We start from the raw sequence: 22,081 nt of genomic DNA, 5'->3' as shown, positions 1-22,081 counted from the left end.
AGATCGCTTTAGGGTGGTCTGGCGTTTTTGTTTTATTTTTGAATATTTCCTCGATCTTAGGAGGATATATAGGGAAAATGTGGAAGGTATTAGAGTTAAGTTATTAGGAGATTCAAAATATAAGCATTGGAGGGGATTTAAATTAGTTTAAAGTCTCTTGGAATTTCGGCATTACTACTATTAATAATTTTTTCACTGTACAACACTATAGGAACTGGTATAACTATACTTATATTTGCAATTATCTTTTTAATGATGGCAATTTTATTTAGCATTAAAGGAGAATACTACGACAAATTCCTAAGCTTTATGAATCCAGGACTCTACAGTGCATACAGCAAAAAAGGTAGTGAGTTTATAAGGAAAAAGAGAAGAATTAATATAATAAGTTACTACTTTCTTTCTGCCATAACAGGATTCAATGCATTCATGCAAATAAGGTTAATGGCATCGATCGATCTAAGGCCTTTATTTGGCTTGAGAGAATCTTTACACTTTGCGCTAGTAATTCTGGGCGCGATTTTTCTAATTAATTACATTTCCATTGTAATAATAAAGAAATCCAAAACTGCTAATGAAGATTTAGCGTGGAATATTATCTTAGGCATTGTATTGGCTATTATTTTAATTGTGATTATAAGCATTTATATTTTGCAGCGCTTAATATTTTGAGGTTGCTATCCAAGAAGAAAGGGGTGAGTTTTTTGGAAGGTATACTTTTTTTTGCACCGCTGATTATTTTGTTTATAATTTATTATAAGGTGTTCAGAATTGCCTCAGATATAAAGGAAATTAAAGAAATGCTCAAGAGCAAAATCAAGACTGAACTATAATTAGTATGTGCAAGAACATTATAAGGCACTAGGCCTGGAAGTATGCGTTGAGCTGATTAGCTCAACGGAAGTAATTGGGTAGATATATCATGATCAAGTACTTATGGAGGGACATGATGAAACAAGTATCCAATGGACGTATCAAAATGGGCCCGGGAACATTGTATGGAGTCCTTTCACGACTACAAAAGGATGGACTCATTGCAATACTAAATGATGATGGGCGAAGAAAAACCTACACTATTAGTGAAGATGTAGTGAAGATGGCCGAGGCGCGCTTAAACTAGAATTTCAAAGGCTAAAGGATATGATTCAAGATGGGGTTCTATTGGAGGAGGGAGATTAAAATGGGCATGATAGTAAGAAGACTAATGCTGGATGACATCTATGCTATTGGTCGGAATGAAAGCTGGTTGTCTGACATGGCAAAAAAAGGTTTTCATTTAAAAAGAATAGGACGGATCTTTATATACTTTGAAAAAGGAGTATCTAAAGAAACCAAATATAGAATTGATATAATGTCATCAAAAGAACCTTCACTGGAACAATTGGATGTTTATCATGATTGTGGCTGGGATATAGTCACAAACAGTGGGAGCTTTTATATTTTTTCGGCCGATGAGAAATCATGCACTACGGAGTTACATACAGACCCAATTGAGCAAGGATTTTCTTTGTTAGACTTAAACAAACGCTTGAAAAACAATTTAATTATCATATCAATTGTAATGTTGCTATTCTTTGGCCTAATCTTTAGTTCCTTTTTTCTCAATGATTCAGTGTTTATGATCAAGGGTCAATTTGTTCAGCAAATACTCCTTGTAGTTGTTGAACTTTATGTTTTTTATTCTGTCATAAAATACTACGTGGCTATTCATAAGCTGAAAAAATCTCTTTTACAAAACAAGGCAATTTACAAAACAAGGCAATTAATCATGAAGTGGACTTTAGAAAAGTCAGATTGACTGGTGGTATATTGGCCGGTCTATTTTTAATTTTATCATTTATTACTATTTGCCTACCAGTTGTTCAAATTGTCAAAAGCAAAGATTACACACTTCCTGAAGGCAATACTAATCTTCCAATTGTAAGGCTTGAGGAAATAGAACAAAATCCAAAGTTTATGCGGGAGAAGGTTTATAATGGAAATAATGTTGATTGGGCGAATAGGGTAAGATATGATTGGAGCCTACTTGCACCTGTCCAGTATGAAATAGATGAACATGGAATTATTGAGGGTGAGGCTTGGGAAGATAAAAGCGGGAAATATTCACCTAGTATAACCACTCAATTTTACAGGCTCACCTTTGCAGGAATGGCAGAAAATATAACGCTCGATCTTATAAAACGCAACGTTTACCGTGAAGATACCGAAATAAAAGTGATCAATAATTCGAAACTTGATAAAATGTATATTGCAGACGAGTATAAGTAAACAGATATTTGCCTTTATAGGTAATCAAGTAATTCATGTTACCTATTACGGAAGGGAAAAAATAGATCATATCATTCCTTTAGTTGAGGAGAAGCTGCAATCTTATTAAGCTTATTAAAGAAGTATTCAAAGAAGGGTCTAACAGCATACGCTACTACCTAACACTGAGAGAAGAAGGATCAAGGAAATCCATTCCGAGATAGTGTTCAGCCCGGGTTCTAAGATAGCAGGATTGAGAGCAAGGGAAAGGTGCTTTAAATGGGATTCCTTATAAGAGAGCTTGTTTTAACGAATACCCAAGTAATAGTTGTCCACCAGAACAAAAAAGTAAGATAAGCAAAGATGGGATAATACCAGGGTTTAAAATCAAATAAGCCCACATTATGAACTAAATAACCATATCCAACACTGAAAGCCCCAAATCCTAACACATAAGCGTATTTAAATAACTTTCTTATCTTATATGGTAAAAAACGGAGAAAGATCATAACGGTTAAGATCCAACTGGGAGGAGAAAGTAAGTTTTCCCCTAAAACATTAAAAATGCCAGCATTTTTGAACGAGATAATATGTAGTACATTCTGAAATAAACCAACTACCACGACATCACCAAATCCTCCGAAAAGTAGGCCATAAATAAAGTATTTTTTTAAATCTTTTTGGGGGATAGTTAGTAATACAACGATAAAAGCAATTAGTATATACGATGGATAAAATAATGTGGACAGCATAAAAGCACAACCTCACTTTTTTAGACGTAGTTCAACGTAGATAGTTTTTACTAGTGACTTTTATATATACATAAATATAATCTTACTAAACTTAACTGCGCGAAAGACTTCTCATACGTACTTACAAATAAAAGAGGTTCAGATATTGGTGAGTCAATTTGCTTTGCTCGTTTTACGAAGATACAATTTTTAATTGGGTCCGATAATAGATATTATGTAAAGTAGTGTATTTAATACCGTAGGGGAGTAGTGCTAAAATAGCCTAATAGCTTGATTTTGCTTGCATCAAGTTATCGGGCTATTATTTATGAGCGCTTCATTGCATTTTTGTTGTGAACTTATGATGTCTGCGCTACAGACAAGTTTGTTTTAACTTCTGACAGTAATCAGTTGCCGTCTTTCAGTGGATAGCTTATACTACATAAAATCTTTTCTAGTTACTGGTTTAGTAGGTTCACCTGACAATTACAAAACTCAGCCTCCAGGAGCCTATTTAAGGCTTTAAAGATATGAGCCTAGTACGATTCATCTTAATCTACGAGACCCATTGCTATAGGGCTTATAAATGGTTAAGGGCATATATAACTAATGAGACAATTCCATTGGATTTCAATAGGCGAGTTGACCGATTAGATGTTGAGATTTCGATATGTTGAAGCGAAGATTTAGCATTCTTTTCAACTATGCGCTAAAATACTCTTTAAAGCATAGTTGAATAGGTAATAAATAAAAATGTATCATTACGATAGCTTCATTCAATTTCACTTATTCTATTTGTAGTTGCTTGACGAAAGTTAAAATGGATTTACTTATTCTACCCATTTGGATACACAAGATTTTTTTATCACCTTGCTGTCTAACACAGCCAAGTTTTGTGTTGGAATAAAAGATAGTACACGGAGAATGGCCTTTTTGAAGGAGCTCCCTCCCCCTACCCCAGAATTAGCCTTCTTAATTAAAATATCTATTCTCTATGCGCTGCTCAAAACCAAATCGGCTCTAAACTCCAGCAGATATAGCCTTTTTAATAAAAGCCTTACCATTTCTCGTTGAGTTGAAAAATGGTTTTTCAGTCGTCTAAGCAAAAATAATTGATGATATTGGATGTAATAAATATCAAATAAAGCACCGCTTCTACTGCTTTTCCGCCATGCACAAAGCAATGCTCTAAGCCACATTCAGTTTTTAAGTTATTAAAGATTGAGTTCTCAATATCCCACCGTGCTCTTATTATTTTAAACAATGTCGTGAGCGCCATATCCATACAAGTCGTTACAATCATGATTTGTGAGCGTTTCTTGTCCTTGTGTTTAATCGCAAATTTTACAAAACGCAGTGGCTGCTCCATGTTGTCCATAGTAAATCTTGACTCATAAACTTCGACTTTCTCAAAACCTTTTTCATCTTCCCAAACATCAACGGCCTTCGACTTATTTGCCTTCTTTTTGACTAACCGCAAACTGTTATTATTATTGTTTTTTGCTCTGACAATTGTATCAATACCGAGATTTCTACAGTGTTTACTAGCTTTTCAAAGTAGTTGATTCTCAATTTGACCTCTCTTTCCTCAGAAATTATCATAAAGAAAGGTCTGAAAACAGCTTAAAAACTCCGAATTTGATACACTTTCGAAATCGTAAGAATACCAGTGAAATAAATGGTTTGACGGTGGTAGAGGCTAAACTGCTGCCGAAATACCGCATATCCCGTCACATCGAAGGTTTTATAAGCCGCTAGATAACGATCCTCATATATTTATGCATCCTTCTTTAAATTCCTCCCAAGATAGCAAAAATAATCCAAGATAGAACAACAAAACCAGACCGTCCAAACGATCTGGTAAATTACTTCAGTGGCCGATCTCGCATATATTTCTACGAACTTGTTTATTAAGACAGCCACCCCATCGGGGTTTCGCCCCGTTAGAACGGTAACTTGCCAAAGGCTTTTACATGAACTCAAGTGTCCCTTGCCGCAGAAGATAAACAGAAACTACTTTCATACTCATTCTGTAAAACCTTTCTCTTGCATTTCTGTGGCATTACAAAATAATGCCATCCCAGTCTTCATTTTTTTAAATTCTAACTTTTCGTAAAATTTTTCCTTACCGGGTGCTGCATATAATATTAGATTACATTTTGGAAGTGACTTTCTAATATTATTCACTATCATTCTTCCTATTCCCTTACCTTGGTACTCTGGTAATATTGCTATATCATATATGGCAGCTTGATATGCCCCATCTGAAAGTGCACGACCAAACCCAATTAGTTTATCGTCGTCAAAAATAAATACTACTGTATGGCTATTTTCAAAAGCTTTCTTATGAGTTTCTGCTGTGAAACTTGTCATTCCAACTATTTTTAAAGTTTGACATACTAAATCCCAATTAATATTTGAACAATCATACTGGATCTTAAAATTCATCCCTTTTCCTCCTTGCAATGGACTAGATACCCTATCTTCCAATGGTATAGTTAATATCAACCTAGAAATAATTACGAACACGTTTCATGAGACCGCCACCCGGCGGAGGTCGCTCGGATATGCACATTCGAGCTTGGATCGAGTCAACTGGTATCCTTTCATCCCCACTAGCTCACCAACCTTCGAAAGGGGCATTCTTTTGGAAAGTGGGGAATTTGAGTCTAATTCCTTTATAGGACACTCGGAAATTAGAGCGCTATGAGTCTATAACATTATGTTTTTGTAAAACTCATAATGTGCGCCAAATGATGATTACCATGCCAAGCATATAACCCAATTGCCTTTTTAAGACTTAAGTCTCCGGCCTCTGGATGACGAAATTGACGATTGAGTTCATTGGTTGATAATGACCTCAGTAAAACTGACCATCTTTCATGAAGAGTTTCGATAAGCTTTAATGAAACATCAACTGATAAGGTTCGAGCGTCTTCAAGCTCAGCCCATAAGACTTCGTTAAACGGCTTTATTGTTGGGTTATCCTCTGTCAGTGCGAGTTTGAATCTAATATAACCATTCATATGACTATCCGCTATATGATGTACCACTTGCCGAATTGTCCAGCCTCCTGGCCTATAGGAAGAATCTAATTGCTCCTTAGTCAAATCTCTGACTGAATCAACAAGTAACTGAGGAAGAGCCTCAATTTGGTTAATTAAGTTTTCAATTTGATCCAGACTAACATCTTCTGCTATATTAAATTGGCCGATGGGATACCTTAGTTTATCCATAACCTGACAAGACCTCCTTTAAAATACTGCTATATTTCTTATCTCAAACTTGAAGTACGATTAAAATCACGCCACAGTTACAGCTCACATCAGTTTCCCATCGTATGCCTGTTCCTATAACCAGTTTCGAAGGAGCTACCTTCTTCACGGATACAGCATCGTGCTTTTCGAGCACGTTCTTGGCACATAAACGAACTGTTAGTGTCATCTTCCTCTGACTGCACGTAAGTTATGCCGGTAATAACTTTACCCATCACACAACCCCTGCCTTTATGTTTAATCATCTCATATTTTTATGTAAACACAAAATTAATTTAGTCCCTCATGTTTCTTGTTGAAGGACTAAAAAGGCCTTGTTGGAATAGGGGATGAGAGTATTTTCATGATTATTTATCCCTCTGAGGCAAATGTTTTTTTATGTAAAAACTGAGTACGCTAGCAATCCAGTTCTCCATTTCGTTGTAATATTTAGCTATAACAAACCAATTAACAATTTCATCGAAGGCATTAATTTTCTCAGTATCAGACAACCCCAACAATATGTGTAGATTTTCTTTACACAGCCATGTCGTTGGTCCTTTATATTTATAAATTTTTTCAGCGTCCGGCAACGCAGATTTATTTATTGACGTTATAGGATTATGGGTCACCGTCTCCCTGTATTTTTCCTTCACCTCCGGGTCTGTTCTGTCTAATGCGGTGAGCATTTTCAGCAGCTCATCTTAGGCATTGATCATGTTATCTCGGTGAATGGTAAATGTGCTACGGCCGACTTGACTGAGAATTTGGTTTCCGCGTCTTTGAGCTTTTTTTCCAGTTCGGCAATTTTCCTGGCAGACGGGACCTCTTCTTTGGCCGCCTCCAGCTCCCTTAGCTTTAAGGGACTTTTTCCTGCTCGGCGGAGTATTTCGGCTTGTAGTCGGTTCACCTGTTGCTCCAGGCTTTGGGTCTGAGTGGTTAATTGGGCGAGTTCGCGGCTTTTCAAGGTCAGGTCTTTTTGGAGGTCTTTTTTCTCCTGAATGGCCTGGTCTCTGTCCTTGAGAGCCTGCTGCAATTCCAAGTGGGTCATGCTCTTCATATCACGCTCCGCGATAAACTCCTCCAGCTCTTCTTCCGGAATCCTCAGGAGGATAAGCGCCTGGGTGTAGGTCAGATTCGTCACCGGTGACGAATCTGGATGGCTGTAAGTATCGGGGGAAGCAAGTAGTTTCGTCCCGTACTCATCCCAGAGCTGCATTAGCCTATCGGCCGTTCGCTGAGAGTAACTGACCGATTCCTTTAACCACTTGCCCCATTCTCCATAGGGAAGCAGGCTCTTAGCCTCCTTTAGGCGCCGGCCGATCTCAATGACGCTAGCTGTCTCAGAATCAGCTCAATTTCCTTCCTGCAGCAGTAAGGAGATTGACTCGAAGGGCGGGCGATAAATGGTGCCGGTGTATTTCAAGTGAATCAATCCTCACCTTACATCGTATTTCCCAATCGGGTAGAATTCTTAATCCAATTTGAAATAGGCATTTATATTCCTAAAGTTAACAGTTCTTCAAAACGATCAATTACATAATCATAGTCTTCAACCTCACCAAAGCCATAACTTGCATAGACAAACAGAACTTCCGCCACTTTGGCTGACTGGGCATCTCCATGTGTATCGCCTACGTAAATAGGTTTTTTCAGGTCATTTCTTGCCATGATGATTTTATTGGTTTCCCCTTTCGACAGTCCTGTTAACCCCAACATTAAAATCGCTGAAATATTTATCTAAGCTATGGGCCTTAAAGAAGGCTTGTATATAGCCATCCTGACAATTACTGACTATGAACAATTTGTAGTTTTGAGCTAACGTTTCAAGGGTTTCTTCTAATTTAGGGTATAACATTCCGCCATGTTCCTCTAAATAAACTTGTTCTGTTTCACAGAATTCTTTCATTAACTTCCTTTGCCAAGCTTCATCTAGTTCAGGGAACAACTTTTTACCGATTTCTATCGTTTCATGATGATTTACTTTAGGCGTGTTTTTAAGTCTAATTGTATCTGGAAATGATTTATTATCCCCTAAATGACACTCAATACAATTCTGATCGGAAACGAGGCAAAATTACTTGACCTGTGCTATAACTTGGATTAAATCTTCCGTCAGTCGGTTTATTCAAACCACGTTTAAGAGCGTAAATACCAGTGAAATTAATGGTTTGACTGTGGTAGACCCTAAAGTGCTGGACCACAACATCTCTTATATTTTTTTCCGCTGCCGCAAGTGCATAATTCGTTTCTTCCTACTTTAAAGTTCTTGTTTATTTTATCATTGGGTGAATTAGTAGAGGGAGTTAGATGCTTATATAACTGTGCAACTATAGTTTCGGCTGTTATTGGTCCCTGTTGGCCTTCTAAAGTTAATGTTATTATCATGGTAATGACAAAAAGAATAATTTGAATGAGTTGATAGATATTTTGACGGGTTTCAGGCAATAGATCGGTTATAGAAGTTAATTCGGGAACCTCTTGTTTAATCTGTTGCCTAATCTCATTAATACCAGATTCTTTATCCTGGTAATTACGCAAAATTAGTGATAATTTGTTAAGTTCATCGATCGTTTTATTTGGGCCAGTTAAAAGTTCAATTGTGTGACCGATAAAATTGTAAATGCCTGATGGAACTTGACCGAATTCTCCACAAAGTGGACAACTACCGCTAATATCATTGATTTTATCCGTTAAATTCTCCACAACGTTACCTGAAGGGAAGATTGTTCCACAAGAATTACAAAATATTGGTAGATTGATCATTTTGGCACACCTTCTTTAAATATGATTTAAAAGAATGGTAGGATAATTTTGGTGACCTTGCAAAAACGAAGGACAGCCGGATAAAAACAAGCATACATATGCATACATGAAGTGTTTTTCACTTTCTTTTTCAACAATTATACTATTAGTATAGGACAAATACACCATCACTCTGACAAAATTTCGAATCTTCATTATTATCGATGTCATCCCCAGCGAGAAATACTCAATGCTTGGCGACCAACATCGAGAAAATAACGGTCATTATTGCGGAGTATAAATATGGAACCTGTCCTCTATGGGGCTGCCAATTGATCAGAGAATGCCAAGGACGTATAGGTCCATCATATTTTCATGGCTTTCGATAAATATTTAAACCGATTTTTATATCCTCTTTGTCTGGTATTGACACATTTCCTTCAGTCGAACTAATAATAATACTTTTTCCCGAAGCAGATTTCCCAAATTCCTTTGAAATATCAACTGTTATAGTCAATATATTGCCATCTAATTTCATTTCACAATTCTTCATGTGATGTCCCTCCCCATTCAACCAAATTCATTTCTCGCTTTGCTCGTAACTCCTTGTCAATAAAACTTAGATTTTCACTAATATAGCACTGAGCCAGTATTCGTCGTCTTTACAGGCCCTACAATCTTTTGTTTTATATAACTCTAGAATCCTTAATTCCGGCAATGTCTCGATCATTCTCGAAAAGGCATTTTCATCATAGCAATTGAAACTTCGGCCATCCTTCTCGTAAGCCTTGTTACCATACTTGAAAGACATATAAAATACGCCATCTTTGCAAAGCATATCCACAAGTCTCTGGAGTACGCCTCTTATTGCTTCTCTACCAATATGTAAAAGGGAAGCACAAGCCCAAATACCATTAAACTTATCTTCGAACGTAACATCCTCAAATCGAGCATGATGAACGGATAATCCGGTTAATTGAGAGCTTAAATTGACCATAGCATCGGAGGCATCAAATGCGTCCACTTTGTAGCCCTTAGTGTGAAAATAAAGGCTGTCCCGACCCGAACCACAACCAGCATCAAGAATGCGACTTCCTAGTATTAGGTGCTTTTCAAATCGCTTGTAGTGTTCGCTCATATCCGCATTGACGGTATTATTGTAAAAGTCATGAGCATTTTTGTTATAATAATCAATCGCTGAGTTTACCATTTTCTCATACTTCATATGAATGATTTATAGAAAGCATCCGTTTCCGGATTGTATCTCCATATACCTTCCCAGGTATATGGAGATACCTGCCTAACATGCTCAAATACTTTTTCCACAAAATCTCTTCCTCTCAAAAAAGGTTTTCCCGTGGTCAGTAGCAACTGATTATTATTGGGGTGATTACTTGCAACAAAGTGCTCGTCCCTTTCGGGTTGATTTCCCCCTCAAAATGCTAAAACACAGCCTCAAATTCATAGACTGGTTGCCAGCTATGTAATAATTTATTAATGACTAGGTGCAAAGTAAATGTTGACTCATAAAACTCTGTTCATTAAAGCTCTTTATCCTAAGCAAAAAACCAAAAAGCACAGGCAAAATAACTTGACCTGTACTATAAGTTGGGTTAGCTCTTCCGTCAGACAGTTTATTCAAACCATGTTGAAGATGGTAGACATTCTTCATATATCTTACTAATTTTACAAAGTAGTTTCTTCTCATTTTGTCCTCTCTCCCTCTGATTTTAGCAGATTGAGAGGTCTGACAAAAGCTCTGAAAAACTCCGAATTTGAGGCTTTACAATCCCCTCCTTATCAGTTTATTTTAATTCAATCAATTTTTAAGACCTGCAAAAATAATGTCATACTGTGAACTGTACATCCATCAGTATATCAATTTATTCTGACTATTTCAATAATTATAATAATCAGAATAAATCTTGGCGCTTTTTTTGCATTAAGAATACGAATGATTTTGAATTAATCTATTTCACATGGACTGCTCGGAAAAAGGAAACAGCCAGAACGTTTTGACGCTCTGGCTGTTTAGGTACAAATATGCTTGTTACCAATCTGGAAGATCTGTGTTTCAATTCCCTCGGTATTTAGCGTCTTTGCCACTTCTTCAAGTGCAGTATAAGTACAGCCATTGGCGTGAGGGCTACCGTTTACTAATATAACATTCATTCATATTTACCTCCGTTCGTTTTCAGTCAGATTAGAGCCTGCATGAAGTAATTATTTTCCCATTGGTTGCCCGTTCTTTTTGCGAATTCTGAACCTAAAGGATAGCGATCTCCCGAAATCTCGATCTTCGAGAGCGCGTCGTTCAAATCACGCAGTTCCTCGGGGGTCAGTTCAACGTCCGCTGCGCCCAGGTTTTCTTCCAAACGCCCCAGCTTCCGCGTGCCGGGAATGGGAACGATCCACGGCTTCTGGGCCAGCACCCCTGCGAGTGCAATCTGAGCCGGCGTTGCGTTTTTGCCTCCGCTACTTCCTTGATCAGATTGACCAAAGCCTGGGGATCAACGAAATTATTCATTCATATTTTTCTAATCCTTCGTTCTTTTTTAGCGCTTTTTCTTTTTCAACGACTACATTTTCATAAACTGCAATCTTATAATTCAGGCGTTCCAGTGTTTTCTGCATGTCTCCCATTCTTGCTACTAACTGTTTACGCTGCTCATTTAAGAGTTCTTTTCTAGCCTCTATGGTTTCATCACCCTGTTGAAACAGCCCAACATACTCAATCAATACTTCAATCGGAAGACCTGCATTTCGCATACATTTGATAAATTCGACCCACCTACAGTCTTCCTCTGTATAATCCCTGATTCCGCCTTTATTGCGGTTCACACTCGGAAGCAGTCCGATACGTTCATAATAGCGGAGTGTATCCTGTGAAAGTTCGAATTTTTTCTCACTTCTGTAATCGTCATACGATTTTACCTCCTGACATTCGATATCATAACACTTGGAGTTAGCTCCAAGTCAAGTGTTTTTTGCAACTAGGCGCGCCCTCGCCAGGCTGTCGAACTCACTAGCCTTCTTATAGGCGTTCCACATTCACGTTTTAGTTATTAAAAAATAGAGTTTTCAATATCCCAACGTGCTCTGATTATCTTAAACAATGGCTTTAGTTCCATATCCGTACAAGTCGTTACAATCATGATCTCTGTGCGTTGCTTGTTATTATGTATGTTTCATTGCAAATTTAACAAAACGTAACGGTTGGTCCACGTTGTCCATTGTAAAGCTGTCACAAATGTAAATTAAACTATCTAACGGTTCCCGCGATGGATTCCATGTAATCACGTAAAAATTCAATGCCGTTTCGGATTTCTTCCGGTTCCAGATGTCCGTATCCGATGAGAAGCTTGCTCTGAAGCCTGCCTTTTTCGATACAATGGATTTCCACGGGGGTTATATAGATACCGTTTTGCAGGCAGCGTCTACGGAACGTCTCATCAAAACACCTTCCCGGAAAATCAATCGCAATGTGTAGTCCGGCGTCATCGCCGTAGGCCATCCATGCACTGCCAAAGGCATCTTTCAGCGATTCCATCAGAACCTGCCGCCGCTGCCCATAAATCCTGCGCATTTTTTGGACATGCCTGTCCAGTTTGCGCGTTCGTAGAAATTCAGCGAGTGCCGCCTGCTCAAAGGGTGGGTTTTGCACATCGGTATGGGTGCGTATTTCGCCCCATTGCCTATGCAGCTGTTCGGGAAGAACGACATAACCAATTCGGAGTGCCGGAAACAGCGATTTGCTGAAGGTTCCAACGTAAATAACATGCTGTGGATCCATCGCATACAGCGGTGCGATGGGTTCTCCGCAATACCGGAACTCGCTGTCATAGTCGTCTTCCAAAATGTACAGACCGTTTTCTCTGGCAAAACGAATCAGCGCTGCGCGCCGGGCGGCGGGCAGAATTCCGCCCAAGGGGAATTGGTGTGACGGCGTAACATAAATTGCGCAGGCATCCCTACCGTCGGGTAGGTATTGCATCTGCATTCCCTGAGAATCCACGGGGACGGGAACAATCGGGCATCCTTTATATAAGAACGTCTGAAGCATGCCGCTGTGGCAGGGGTCTTCCATCAGAACTTTTTTGCCGTTTCCGCACAGCAGGTCGCACAGCAGATGCAGAGCATGGGTTGCGCCCGCTGTGATAAAGATATCGTCTGAGTTCACCGTAAGGCCGCGGCTTCTGAAAAGCCAGGCGGTTATTTCCGAGCGCAATGCGGGAAGACCTTGCGGACCAGTATATCCGTACATCTCAATCGGCATTTCCACAGAAGCTTTATGAAGCAACTGTTGCCATAAAAAATGCGGTAATTGCCGCAAATCTGGTCTTCCAGTCCTAAAGTCCGCTTTTAACGTCTGCTTGGGCAAACCATTCTCGTGAGGCGCAAAAGGATCAGTTTTATCCATATATAAGCCCTCAGCAACCCGCGTGGCGGCCCCTTGACGGTTTATGACGAAGCCTTCTGCAATCAGCATTTCATAAGCCTCTCCGACGGTGTTTCGGGATACATTTAGTGCCTTGGACAACTCCCGCGTGGATGGCAGAGCGTCGTTTGATTTCAGCTGTCCGTTCATGATTCGCGTTTTCAGTTCCTGATAAATCTGTCGTTTTAACGGCTGTTCACTTTTCCGGTTTAATTCGATTCCCCACATACTGCCTCCAACTGGTCTAATGTGATCTGTATTGAACTGGCGCTTTATCTATACCAGTCTGCTTGGTAAAATTATACCATTCATCCAAGACAAAGCAAGGCATTATGAAGGGAAGATTTAAGTTTGAAGAAATGGAAAGGGCCGGTTTGTTTATTCTTTGCATTTTTGTTGGCGGGAACAAGCGTTATATCCGCAAGATTTGTTTCCGAAAAGCTCGGAACATTTACAATTGCATCTGTAAGCCTTTTCTTTGCGCTTCTTTTATTGTTGCCTGTCTGTGGGAAAAAGTTGATGGAGAACTTGCGCGAGATATCCGCAAAAGACTATGTCTTAATTTTGTTTCAGGCCATATTCGGTATTTTTTTGTTTCGCATGTTTCTGCTATACGGCCTGCATTTTACCAGTTCCGTGGAAGCAGGTGTTTTGACAGGAGCCACGCCCGCAGTGACGGCGCTTCTTGCGATGGCATTATTGAAGGAACCGGTAAACGGAAAAAAGCTCGTGGGGATCATCGGCACGGTGGGTGGCATTCTGATGATACAGGGGCTGTTGAGTGCTGGAAACGGTTTTTCTTTGAAGCATTTTGGTGGGAATATGCTGGTGCTCTGCGCGGCGGCAAGCGAATCCGCTTTCAATATTTCTTCGCGCGTTTTAGTCGTCAAGACCGCATACAGTCAAAAGGAACCGATCAATCCGCTGGATCAGACTGCGCTGGTATCGACAATCGCATTCGTACTCTGCCTGATCCCGGCGTTTTTTGAAGAACCCGTTCAGAGACTTTGCGAAATTGGGCTTCTGGAATGGCTGGCGCTTTTGTGGTATGGCTTATTTGTGACTGCACTGGCTTTTGTTTTCTGGTACGCTGGAATCAAGCGCTGCGGAGCCTTTACCGCCGCAGCTTTCTCGGGTATGATGCCTTTTACATCCATGCTTTTGTCGGTAATCATATTGGGTGAACACCCCGGGTGGCAGCAATGGTTGGGCGGAATTCTTGTAATATTCGGCATGGTTCTGATCGGTACCGGCGACATTTCTATCAGAATGACAAAAGCGCAGGAATTGAAAAATGGAGAGGAGATGGCGAAATGATGTCTATGATACAGAACGAATTAGGAGTTAACGCAAAGGATTGCTCTCTGGGTATCTTGATTATGGAGGGTGTACAAAATACGGCCTGCGGTAACAGACTGGCTGCAATAAAACACGATCTTGAACATTCGCTCAGAGAAAAATACGGTCATGCAACACGGGGTGAGTTGAAGGCGCTGCATCCTATAGATACTTATGTTTTATACTATAAAAAGTTCGGCCACACCTATCATGTGCTGCCGCAGTTGGAGTCGGTCATCAAGGGGAAAGCGATTCCGGATGGTTTGCCTTTGGTCGAAGCGATGTTCTTGGCGGAGCTTAAAAATATGCTCCTGACAGCCGGACACGACCTTGATCAAATAAAGTCCCCTCTGAGATTCATTGTTTCGACCGGACAGGAAAGCTATGCTTCTCTAAATGGCAGGGATGTAACAACTATAGACGGCGACATCATGATTTCTGATCAGGAGGGTATTATCTCCAGCATCCTTCGTGGCCCCGATCTGCGAACTGCCATAACGGAGCAAACAAGCCGTGTGATTTATACGGTATATGCGCCGTTAGGGGTGGAGGAACAGGTGATATATCAGCACTTAAACGATATTGAGTCTTATGTCCTAGAATGTTCCGTGAAAGCTGTTACCTGCTTTAAGCATGTCTCTCAGGAATGAGATCTGTTACACATCACCGAATTTTGCAATAACACTGCTCGACAAAGTGTTATTGCAAAAACTCTTGTAGTCAGATGCTTACCAGAATTCTACTTTACCGGAATATTGACGACCTCATTATACGTCTTGACATAAGTCATACGCTGGACATCAAGCTCAAGGGTTTGCCCTGTTCCCGGAAAATGCAGGGTTCGCGTATGAATAATCTTGCCTGATTTTCCCTCTGCAATTTTGTCATAATGATCATCCTGAGTATTATTCAGGCTCACCCTCCTGCCATCTATAAGCAGGTAGACTTTTGTTAGCACCACTCCATCCTCACTGCTCAGGGTGATACAGGTATCACCCTCGGAGGGATAGACTTTCTTGATTTCGATGGTTTGCCCAAGAATGCTGAGAGCAGGATTATCCGAACCAGGCTTAAGGGTATAACTCTGGTTCACCTGGTGATCCGTACCCAGGCTGACAAGCTTGATCTCCAGCTTCTGAAGATCCGTAGGCAGGGCATCATAATCTTCGTTAAAGATTATCCCTTGAAGGCTTGTGCCCATTCCTCCTCCTTGTTTGGTGAGTTCCTTGTCGTTAGCATAGAGTCGCAAATCAAAAGAATCCAGAGAGATGTGCGCAAGTCGCTCTTCCCCGCTTAACTTTGCTTCCGCAAGCTCTAAAATATTCATCACTGACCCGTCAATAACGGTTTTCGTGGGTGAAGAGAGAATGGAATTAATATGAATTTTACTTCCGTCCACATCAAACGTTTGATTAATGTCCTTTTTCAGGGTATAACCCATGGCCGTGTTTCGATCGAGCGTAAAAGGAATATTGCCGTTATCCATCGTCCCCTTCTCGATCATGCTTACCGTTAATGTCAGTTTTTTTTCGAAGAACTTTGGGGGGGCAAAACTTGTTACGGATTTAATTTCAGTCTTATCCGCACCGATTTGTCCGGTACTGTTATTCTCCATGTACTCTCCAATCAAACCTTTGATGGTCATCCTCGGCATCATATCCCCCTGATCCACTTTTCCTGCCGGATCTTTCAGGGTGCTAAAGAGCAGAAGTTGATTGCTGTCCAGCATTACACCATCCAAAGTCAGGATAAAACCATTCTTAAAGGTATAACTCTTACTGATGAGTTGACCCTTCCCTAATTCATTCAGTTGCTTCAAAGTCCCGTTCATAATCTGGTCATATCCCAAAAATTGTTTTCCGTAATAGGCCAAGGCGTCATAATTATAGGCAATCAGGGAAAAAGCTATTAAAGCCACAGCAGTTCTCAATTTCCATTGCTGCAGCGGGCGCCGGGGAACCCTTCGGTTAGCCAGAGCACTTCGCAGCCTTTTTTCTAAATCATCGGGAGCAGACAAACGATCAATTTCTGCTTTTCCTTCTTCAAAAATATTCTCAAATTTGTTCAACCCACTCACCTCCAATACTTTGCTTCAAGAGTCTGAGTCCGTTATGAATCCGTGATTTTACCGTTCCCAAAGGGATATTCAGGATCTGGGCAATGGATTCGTAATCCAGGTCCAAATAAAAGCGCAGTTTAAGTACCTCCCGCTGCCTTTCGCTTAATTTAGCCCAATGCTTCTTCAGCGCGATTTGTTCCTCCTTTTCGGCAAACACATCCTGATAACTTCCTTCCGGAACCTCTTCCATAGCAATAACTTTTTTCTGCTTGCGTAAGGTGCTGTGGCAGCAGTTAACCAATATGGTCTTGCTCCAACTGTAAAAGGAGGCTCCGTTTTTAAGACGCCTAATGTTCTCAAAGAGAAGCACAATCATATCTTCCATTGCGTCCAGCACGTCCTCATTGTTCCCCAGATAAACATAAGCCAGCCTGTAGAATTCTTCTTTTTTCGCCATCACCAGTCGAACCAAAGCCTCTTGGTCGCCTGCTTTTGCCCGTTTTACCAGTTCTTCCAGATCCACTTTGTCACCTCACTCCAGTCTGTTCTAAAGTAAGAGTATAAACGACGGTGAAAAGTTCATAATAAGTAGTTTTTTCTTTCTTGGCCTCTCTTTCCCTCTGATTTTATCAGAAAGAGAGGCTAACATAATAAACTCCGAATTTGAGTTTGGTTGTTTATTATAAATGCTCAAACTAATCCTATATGCAAATTACCCCGTATCACTCCTACTTGAGTAATACGGGGTAATATTTTTATATTTTTGGTGCGCCACCCAGGGATCGAACCAGGGACCTGCCGATTAAGAGTCGGATGCTCTACCAGCTGAGCTAGTGGCGCAATAAGAACACTCGGAAGCAAAAAATTCCTATCGGTTCTCGAGGTCAGTAACAATGTTAAGAATAGCTGCTGACATACACTTTGGTCGTTAGGAGAAGAAACATTTGGTAGCCCCAAGGGGAATCGAACCCCTGAGTTCGCCTTGAGAAGGCGACGTCTTAGCCGCTTGACCATGGGGCCGTGTTAATTGGCTCCGGGACTAGGATTCGAACCCAGGCTACATGCTCCAGAAACACATGTGCTACCACTACACCATCCCGGAACACTGGCTGCCTTTTTAACTGGCAATCATCACTGAAACAATATATAGAAACATTCGTATTAACTTATGTTGATTATTATAGTCTATTTATAACTCATATGCTAGTCATTTGTAATTTTTTTTCTTAATAAATTTAATGGCTTTATCTAAGCGTTCTAAGCACTTCCTTTTCCCTAATAAAGCCATGACCTCAAATAGACCAGGACTAACGGTCCGACCGGTTAAAGCTAATCTTGTCGGGTGAATAATAATACCGCCTTTAATCTTGAGTTCATCCATTAACTGACGATACGAGATTTCAATACTTTCTACATCAAACCGATCTAGAGTGTTTAGACATTCGCTACCCTTAGAGAGCAAAGCTTCCACGCCTTCTTGTTTAATAAAGTATTTTTCTTCTCCTTTGTCATCATAGCTAACAATATCTTGAAAAAAGTAACGACTTGCTTCCGCCAGTTCTCCCAAGGTTCTTACTCTTTCTTTGACCACACTTACGACGTCTCGTATGTACTCTCGCTTTTCTTCCGCTTCTATCTGACTGATTAAACCCGCCTGAATGAAAAAAGGAACCGCTTGTAGTGTCAGGCTAACTGAATCATAGGAGGTCATATATTGTCCGTTAAGCCAAATCAACTTTTGCACGTCATACACAGCAGCAGTTTTCGAAACTTTTGCGAGCGAAAAGGAAGGAATGGTTTGGGCCGGAGAAATAATCTCGCCTTGCTCCTCAGTCGGAGACCATCCAAGAAGGGTCAAATAATTAACTAAGGCTTCAGGTAGACAACCCATCTCTTGGAATTCGCCAACAGCAGTTGCACCGTGCCTTTTGCTTAACTTACTACGGTCTGGCGCTAAAATCATGGATAAGTGAGCAAATAAGGGTGTCTCGTGTCCCAAGGCACGATAAATAAGACACTGCTTGGGGGTATTGGATAAATGCTCTTCAGCCCGAATAACATGACTAATTTGCATGGCATTGTCATCAACCACACAAGCGAAATTATAGGTAGGCGTTCCATTCGATTTAAGGATAATAAAATCATCAAATTGCTCCGATTCAAAACTTACTGTTCCTCTAATAATATCCTCGACGAGAACTTGGCCTGCGTCCGGTACTTTAATCCGGATCACCGAGGGGAGTCCCTGCTTCAGTCGATCTTGAATTTCCTCTGGAGATAAATTTCGGCATTTTCCCGGATAACGAAAGGGTGTACCCTCTTGCCGTTGCTTTTGGCGTTCCTCTTCAATTTCTTCTACACTACAGAAACAATGGTAGGCCTTGTTTTCTCGAAGTAACGTTAGAGCTTCCTTGGTGTAAAGTTCTTGACGTTGAGATTGGAAATAGGGACCGAAATCACCGCCTTTTTCCGGTCCCTCATCCCAGTCTATCCCTAACCATCTTAGGCTATTAAGAATTTGACCTACGGAATCTTCTTTAAGTCGTTCTGTGTCAGTATCCTCAATACGAAGAATTAATTTTCCGTTGTGTCTTTTGGCAAACAACCAGTTGAACAATGCTGTCCTTGCTCCCCCAATGTGCAAATAACCCGTAGGACTCGGAGCAAATCTAACTCTGACCTTTTTCATGAATTACTCTCCCAACCTAAATTGCAGTTAATTTCTTTGGTATAGCGAGTGTGTTTCGTTTTTGTTCTTCAAGGTAATTGCATAGTGCCAAGAAATCTTCATATCTATTAATTTTGGCCAGATTTCTCAAATCAAGAATTATGCCTGTACTCAAGTGTTTTATAAATTCCATATCCGACATTCTCGTTTCCTCAAACAATCCACTTTGCCAATTGTAGACACATGGAGCGAAATCGTCCCAGTTTTGATCAAAATATTTAACTTTGGCGTAGCAAAGCTTGTAAATGTAAAAGATCATTCCCAACGGCGATGCTTTTTTAGCAAATTTCTGACTAAAGTATTTTTGAATGGGATGGTGCTCATGATGTCGTTCCCAATAAATGTCGGCGTTACTTCTTAGTTGATACTTGTCTAATATCTCACATTTTTCCATTCCGAGCTCTTGTCTTAAATACTCATCCCGAATCTCTTGTGGAGCACTCTTCAATAATTGATGATTCAATTAGGTCCCCCCTTCAAGTCTAGGCTACATGAATTCCTTGTTGAATGGACAAGAACATAATATATTTGTTATGATTGGATATTATTTATTAATTATACATCCGTGCTACTCTATTTTTCAAGGCACTTAATGATTGGATTAGGTTGGGAGCATGCCCATGATGGACAAAAAAAGGCCAGATCCTATGATAAATACGATCTGGCAGGACTATAGTGTAGTTAAACGGAATGGGTTCTCCTCTTAGACGTAACCGTAATCTAGTCCATCGTAAACTGGATGGGCAGAGCATCAATTTTGATAGGATAGCCGATTTCTCGGGCAGTATCCATCATTGCCTGGATATTGGCAAAGGGCGTATTGATAGGTAGACTACATCCAGAACATATGATGTACCCCTTTGGACTATCGTACGCTTGTTTCACACACTCAATGGTTGCCTGCCTGACATCCTGAATCGTACCATCATACATTACACTAGAGGGATCGACATTGCCCATAATCCGTACTTTATCTCCAACCTTATTTTTGCAGTTATATAAACTTGCAACATTGTCAATACTAAGGCAATTCGCTCCAGACGCCACCATATCTTCCCAAATTTTTTCAGTCTTTCCACAGATATGCAGAGTAACTGTTTTCCCTTTAGAGAGGATGAAATCGATTAATCTTTTCAGATAGGGAAATGAAAATTCTTTGAACTGTTTAGGACTAACTATGGTAGTGGAGGACATTGGTTCCGATATGGTTGGGGTTAAGCCGATCTTAATAAAAGCCTCTGCATACCTTTTACAGGTTTCTAAAGATAACTCACATAATTTATGGACCGCTTCGGGGTTTTTTAAGATCAGCTTAGTCATTCGTTCAATTCCTATTAAGAAAAAGGCGTTCGTAAAGGGCCCTACAATACCGCCCGAGCAAGGAACCTCCAGACCGATCTGATCAATTAATATTTTCGCAGCTTCTAGATGCGCAGGTAGATGCCCATCTTTATAGGGGTTAGCGGGCTGCAGTTTCTCGATTTCCGATACATCGTTAATAGCTGGTGTTTCCAGATTAGCGGTATCATCCAAGGGATAATAAACCTTAGCTCCCATAGCCTCTGCTTGTACGTAAAGGTCGGTGAAAATTCTGACGCCGTCATGACCAAACATCCGATAGGCTTCAACCTGGGCTTTAGCAATTAACTTTCCGTTTCCTTTAAACTCTGATATTTTACAGCCAATCACCCTAGCTGCTCCGTTAGCAATATTGGGATTACAAGGTAACCGATCTATTGACTCACCTTTGTTATAAGCAGTCATCCTTTCTAAAGAAGTCATTTTATCTTTCATGGTCTATGCCTCCAATTACTAATTTTATGGCTAACTTGGCCGCTTCTGAAGCATTAACTGCATAGCCATCTGCTCCAATCTTCTCAGCAAAGCCCTGTGAAATTGGCCCGCCTCCAACCATTACTTTAATTTGATCGCGAAGGTTTTCTTTCTTCAATATGGCTAACACTTCTTTCATGCCTTCCATTGTCGTGGTCATTAAGGTTGAGAGGGCAATAATCTTCGCATTGACTTCTTTTGCCTTCTCGACGAAATCTCTTGGAGGGATATCTCTGCCAAGGTCGATCACCTCAAATCCTGACGTTTCGAGCATAACCTTTACTAGATTTTTCCCAATATCATGAGTATCACCTTCTACAACCCCGATAACGATCTTATTTTTGATTCCTGCATTATTGACTTTAAGGTGTTGCTTTAAAATATCTAGACCAGCGTACATGGCGTCCGCACATGTTAATAGTTCGGGTATAAAATACTCTTCTTCCTCATAAAGTTGCCCAGCCCTATTCATACCGTCAGATAGACCTTTCTCTATTGCCTCATAAGCATCAATATTCTCTTCAATGATGGTGTTCGAGAGGGTCACAGTTTTTTCTTCTTCCATTTCGAATACGGCATCGGATAATGATTTAAAGAGTAGTTCCTTATTTTGGGCCATTTCAGCTTCTCCCTTCAATACTTTGCCAATCTGTTTTGCTTTTGCTGACCAATTGTTTTTTAATGGATGCAGAAACAAAATACTCTGAT

Annotated in this window: 24 protein-coding genes, 3 tRNA genes and 3 pseudogenes; 6 read left to right on the top strand and 24 right to left on the bottom strand. The window is 40.2% G+C overall.

What is annotated here, in order from left to right; translation table 11 throughout:
- Window positions 1–252: 252 nt before the first annotated feature.
- The 4 genes from DOT_RS07895 (at window position 253) to DOT_RS31755 (ending at window position 2,268) form a co-directional block, all read left to right on the top strand.
- The gene (locus tag DOT_RS07895; RefSeq protein WP_242833797.1) at window positions 253–672 is read left to right on the top strand and encodes a hypothetical protein; all 420 of its coding nucleotides are present in this window, start codon (window positions 253–255) and stop codon (window positions 670–672) included.
- 277 nt (window positions 673–949) lie between these two features.
- The gene (locus tag DOT_RS07890) at window positions 950–1,120 is read left to right on the top strand and encodes a PadR family transcriptional regulator (protein WP_009616727.1); all 171 of its coding nucleotides are present in this window, start codon (window positions 950–952) and stop codon (window positions 1,118–1,120) included.
- 60 nt (window positions 1,121–1,180) lie between these two features.
- Window positions 1,181–1,798, top strand: a complete 618-nt coding sequence (locus DOT_RS31760; protein ID WP_009616725.1) for a DUF2812 domain-containing protein — start codon at window positions 1,181–1,183, stop codon at window positions 1,796–1,798.
- The gene (locus DOT_RS31755; RefSeq protein WP_040411567.1) at window positions 1,795–2,268 is read left to right on the top strand and encodes a hypothetical protein; all 474 of its coding nucleotides are present in this window, start codon (window positions 1,795–1,797) and stop codon (window positions 2,266–2,268) included. The genes DOT_RS31760 and DOT_RS31755 overlap by 4 nt, the downstream gene beginning before the upstream one ends.
- 254 nt (window positions 2,269–2,522) lie before the next feature.
- On the opposite strand, the gene DOT_RS07875 is transcribed toward DOT_RS31755, so the two are convergent.
- From DOT_RS07875 to DOT_RS07815, 15 genes and pseudogenes are all read right to left on the bottom strand, one after another.
- Window positions 2,523–2,999, bottom strand: coding sequence for a hypothetical protein (locus DOT_RS07875; protein WP_009616721.1), 477 nt, complete (start codon window positions 2,997–2,999; stop codon window positions 2,523–2,525).
- Between the two features lie 1,069 nt (window positions 3,000–4,068).
- Window positions 4,069–4,491 carry a transposase gene (locus DOT_RS07870; protein ID WP_348982141.1) on the bottom strand — a complete coding sequence of 141 codons (423 nt, stop codon included), beginning with the start codon at window positions 4,489–4,491 and terminating at the stop codon, window positions 4,069–4,071.
- Between the two features lie 512 nt (window positions 4,492–5,003).
- Entirely contained in the window at window positions 5,004–5,426 is a 423-nt protein-coding gene (locus DOT_RS07865) for a GNAT family N-acetyltransferase (RefSeq protein WP_009616715.1), read from the bottom strand.
- 272 nt (window positions 5,427–5,698) lie between these two features.
- Window positions 5,699–6,214, bottom strand: a complete 516-nt coding sequence (locus tag DOT_RS07860; protein ID WP_009616713.1) for a YfiT family bacillithiol transferase — start codon at window positions 6,212–6,214, stop codon at window positions 5,699–5,701.
- A 43-nt stretch (window positions 6,215–6,257) separates the two neighbouring features.
- Window positions 6,258–6,422: a hypothetical protein gene (locus DOT_RS31385; RefSeq protein ID WP_207637034.1), complete on the bottom strand. Its 165-nt coding sequence runs from the start codon at window positions 6,420–6,422 to the stop codon at window positions 6,258–6,260.
- A gap of 178 nt (window positions 6,423–6,600) precedes the next feature.
- Window positions 6,601–6,921 (bottom strand): hypothetical protein, encoded by a 321-nt coding sequence (locus DOT_RS31750; RefSeq protein ID WP_242833796.1) that lies wholly within the window; start codon window positions 6,919–6,921, stop codon window positions 6,601–6,603.
- 26 nt (window positions 6,922–6,947) lie between these two features.
- Entirely contained in the window at window positions 6,948–7,526 is a 579-nt protein-coding gene (locus tag DOT_RS07855) for a DUF3102 domain-containing protein (protein ID WP_242833798.1), read from the bottom strand.
- Between the two features lie 203 nt (window positions 7,527–7,729).
- Window positions 7,730–8,195, bottom strand: a pseudogene (locus tag DOT_RS07850) (HAD-IA family hydrolase); the annotation flags it as partial.
- A 224-nt stretch (window positions 8,196–8,419) separates the two neighbouring features.
- Window positions 8,420–8,998, bottom strand: coding sequence for an SEC-C metal-binding domain-containing protein (locus tag DOT_RS31745; protein ID WP_009616704.1), 579 nt, complete (start codon window positions 8,996–8,998; stop codon window positions 8,420–8,422).
- 352 nt (window positions 8,999–9,350) lie between these two features.
- Entirely contained in the window at window positions 9,351–9,530 is a 180-nt protein-coding gene (locus DOT_RS07840; protein ID WP_009616700.1) for a hypothetical protein, read from the bottom strand.
- Between the two features lie 66 nt (window positions 9,531–9,596).
- On the bottom strand, window positions 9,597–10,202 hold the full coding sequence (locus tag DOT_RS07835; RefSeq protein WP_083824009.1) for a class I SAM-dependent methyltransferase: 606 nt from the start codon (window positions 10,200–10,202) through the stop codon (window positions 9,597–9,599).
- Between the two features lie 815 nt (window positions 10,203–11,017).
- A pseudogene (locus tag DOT_RS07825) lies at window positions 11,018–11,149 on the bottom strand (NAD(P)H-dependent oxidoreductase); the annotation flags it as partial.
- Between the two features lie 26 nt (window positions 11,150–11,175).
- Entirely contained in the window at window positions 11,176–11,409 is a 234-nt protein-coding gene (locus DOT_RS28490) for a hypothetical protein (protein ID WP_242833795.1), read from the bottom strand.
- Window positions 11,410–11,500: 91 nt separating this feature from the next.
- A pseudogene (locus tag DOT_RS07820) lies at window positions 11,501–11,901 on the bottom strand (MerR family transcriptional regulator).
- Between the two features lie 338 nt (window positions 11,902–12,239).
- The gene (locus tag DOT_RS07815; protein WP_009616687.1) at window positions 12,240–13,643 is read right to left on the bottom strand and encodes a PLP-dependent aminotransferase family protein; all 1,404 of its coding nucleotides are present in this window, start codon (window positions 13,641–13,643) and stop codon (window positions 12,240–12,242) included.
- Window positions 13,644–13,766: 123 nt separating this feature from the next.
- On the opposite strand from DOT_RS07815, the gene DOT_RS07810 reads away from it, so the two are divergent.
- Both DOT_RS07810 and DOT_RS07805 read left to right on the top strand, forming a co-directional pair.
- On the top strand, window positions 13,767–14,732 hold the full coding sequence (locus DOT_RS07810; protein WP_040411564.1) for a DMT family transporter: 966 nt from the start codon (window positions 13,767–13,769) through the stop codon (window positions 14,730–14,732).
- Window positions 14,729–15,403 (top strand): hypothetical protein, encoded by a 675-nt coding sequence (locus DOT_RS07805; protein WP_009616680.1) that lies wholly within the window; start codon window positions 14,729–14,731, stop codon window positions 15,401–15,403. Before DOT_RS07810 ends, DOT_RS07805 begins: the two co-directional genes overlap by 4 nt.
- An 89-nt stretch (window positions 15,404–15,492) precedes the next feature.
- On the opposite strand, the gene DOT_RS07800 is transcribed toward DOT_RS07805, so the two are convergent.
- The 9 genes from DOT_RS07800 to DOT_RS07760 all read right to left on the bottom strand — a co-directional run bounded on the left by DOT_RS07800 (window position 15,493) and on the right by DOT_RS07760 (window position 21,992).
- Entirely contained in the window at window positions 15,493–16,830 is a 1,338-nt protein-coding gene (locus tag DOT_RS07800) for a DUF4179 domain-containing protein (protein WP_242833794.1), read from the bottom strand.
- Window positions 16,808–17,335 (bottom strand): RNA polymerase sigma factor, encoded by a 528-nt coding sequence (locus DOT_RS07795; RefSeq protein ID WP_009616676.1) that lies wholly within the window; start codon window positions 17,333–17,335, stop codon window positions 16,808–16,810. Before DOT_RS07795 ends, DOT_RS07800 begins: the two co-directional genes overlap by 23 nt.
- A gap of 241 nt (window positions 17,336–17,576) precedes the next feature.
- Window positions 17,577–17,652, bottom strand: a tRNA-Lys gene (locus DOT_RS07790).
- 105 nt (window positions 17,653–17,757) lie between these two features.
- Window positions 17,758–17,832: transfer RNA gene (locus tag DOT_RS07785), tRNA-Glu, on the bottom strand.
- Between the two features lie 8 nt (window positions 17,833–17,840).
- Window positions 17,841–17,914 (bottom strand) — tRNA-Gln (locus DOT_RS07780).
- A gap of 105 nt (window positions 17,915–18,019) precedes the next feature.
- Complete coding sequence (gene gltX / locus DOT_RS07775; protein WP_009616674.1) at window positions 18,020–19,501, bottom strand: glutamate--tRNA ligase; 1,482 nt, start codon at window positions 19,499–19,501, stop codon at window positions 18,020–18,022.
- A gap of 16 nt (window positions 19,502–19,517) precedes the next feature.
- Window positions 19,518–20,003: a hypothetical protein gene (locus DOT_RS07770; RefSeq protein WP_009616673.1), complete on the bottom strand. Its 486-nt coding sequence runs from the start codon at window positions 20,001–20,003 to the stop codon at window positions 19,518–19,520.
- A 257-nt stretch (window positions 20,004–20,260) separates the two neighbouring features.
- The gene (locus DOT_RS07765) at window positions 20,261–21,334 is read right to left on the bottom strand and encodes a uroporphyrinogen decarboxylase family protein (RefSeq protein WP_009616671.1); all 1,074 of its coding nucleotides are present in this window, start codon (window positions 21,332–21,334) and stop codon (window positions 20,261–20,263) included.
- Complete coding sequence (locus tag DOT_RS07760; RefSeq protein WP_009616668.1) at window positions 21,324–21,992, bottom strand: corrinoid protein; 669 nt, start codon at window positions 21,990–21,992, stop codon at window positions 21,324–21,326. Before DOT_RS07760 ends, DOT_RS07765 begins: the two co-directional genes overlap by 11 nt.
- Window positions 21,993–22,081: the final 89 nt, after the last annotated feature.

Source organism: Desulfosporosinus sp. OT (assembly GCF_000224515.1).
GTDB lineage: Bacteria > Bacillota > Desulfitobacteriia > Desulfitobacteriales > Desulfitobacteriaceae > Desulfosporosinus.
The sequence above is the reverse complement of the archived record's forward strand: the minus strand, read 5'-3'. Positions and strand labels throughout refer to the sequence as shown.

Excerpts from the sequence above, each read along its gene's own strand:
- DOT_RS07895 (WP_242833797.1), top strand. The coding sequence starts at position 253 with ATGATGGCAATTTTATTTAGCATTAAAGGAGAATACTACGACAAATTC.
- DOT_RS07890 (WP_009616727.1), top strand. The coding sequence starts at position 950 with ATGAAACAAGTATCCAATGGACGTATCAAAATGGGCCCGGGAACATTG.
- DOT_RS31760 (WP_009616725.1), top strand. The coding sequence starts at position 1,181 with ATGGGCATGATAGTAAGAAGACTAATGCTGGATGACATCTATGCTATT.
- DOT_RS07875 (WP_009616721.1), bottom strand. The coding sequence starts at position 2,999 with ATGCTGTCCACATTATTTTATCCATCGTATATACTAATTGCTTTTATC.
- DOT_RS07865 (WP_009616715.1), bottom strand. The coding sequence starts at position 5,426 with ATGAATTTTAAGATCCAGTATGATTGTTCAAATATTAATTGGGATTTA.
- DOT_RS07860 (WP_009616713.1), bottom strand. The coding sequence starts at position 6,214 with ATGGATAAACTAAGGTATCCCATCGGCCAATTTAATATAGCAGAAGAT.
- DOT_RS31385 (WP_207637034.1), bottom strand. The coding sequence starts at position 6,422 with ATGACACTAACAGTTCGTTTATGTGCCAAGAACGTGCTCGAAAAGCAC.
- DOT_RS31750 (WP_242833796.1), bottom strand. The coding sequence starts at position 6,921 with ATGCTCACCGCATTAGACAGAACAGACCCGGAGGTGAAGGAAAAATAC.
- DOT_RS31745 (WP_009616704.1), bottom strand. The coding sequence starts at position 8,998 with ATGATCAATCTACCAATATTTTGTAATTCTTGTGGAACAATCTTCCCT.
- DOT_RS07840 (WP_009616700.1), bottom strand. The coding sequence starts at position 9,530 with ATGAAGAATTGTGAAATGAAATTAGATGGCAATATATTGACTATAACA.
- DOT_RS07835 (WP_083824009.1), bottom strand. The coding sequence starts at position 10,202 with ATGAAGTATGAGAAAATGGTAAACTCAGCGATTGATTATTATAACAAA.
- DOT_RS07815 (WP_009616687.1), bottom strand. The coding sequence starts at position 13,643 with ATGTGGGGAATCGAATTAAACCGGAAAAGTGAACAGCCGTTAAAACGA.
- DOT_RS07805 (WP_009616680.1), top strand. The coding sequence starts at position 14,729 with ATGATGTCTATGATACAGAACGAATTAGGAGTTAACGCAAAGGATTGC.
- gltX (WP_009616674.1), bottom strand. The coding sequence starts at position 19,501 with ATGAAAAAGGTCAGAGTTAGATTTGCTCCGAGTCCTACGGGTTATTTG.
- DOT_RS07765 (WP_009616671.1), bottom strand. The coding sequence starts at position 21,334 with ATGAAAGATAAAATGACTTCTTTAGAAAGGATGACTGCTTATAACAAA.
- DOT_RS07760 (WP_009616668.1), bottom strand. The coding sequence starts at position 21,992 with ATGGCCCAAAATAAGGAACTACTCTTTAAATCATTATCCGATGCCGTA.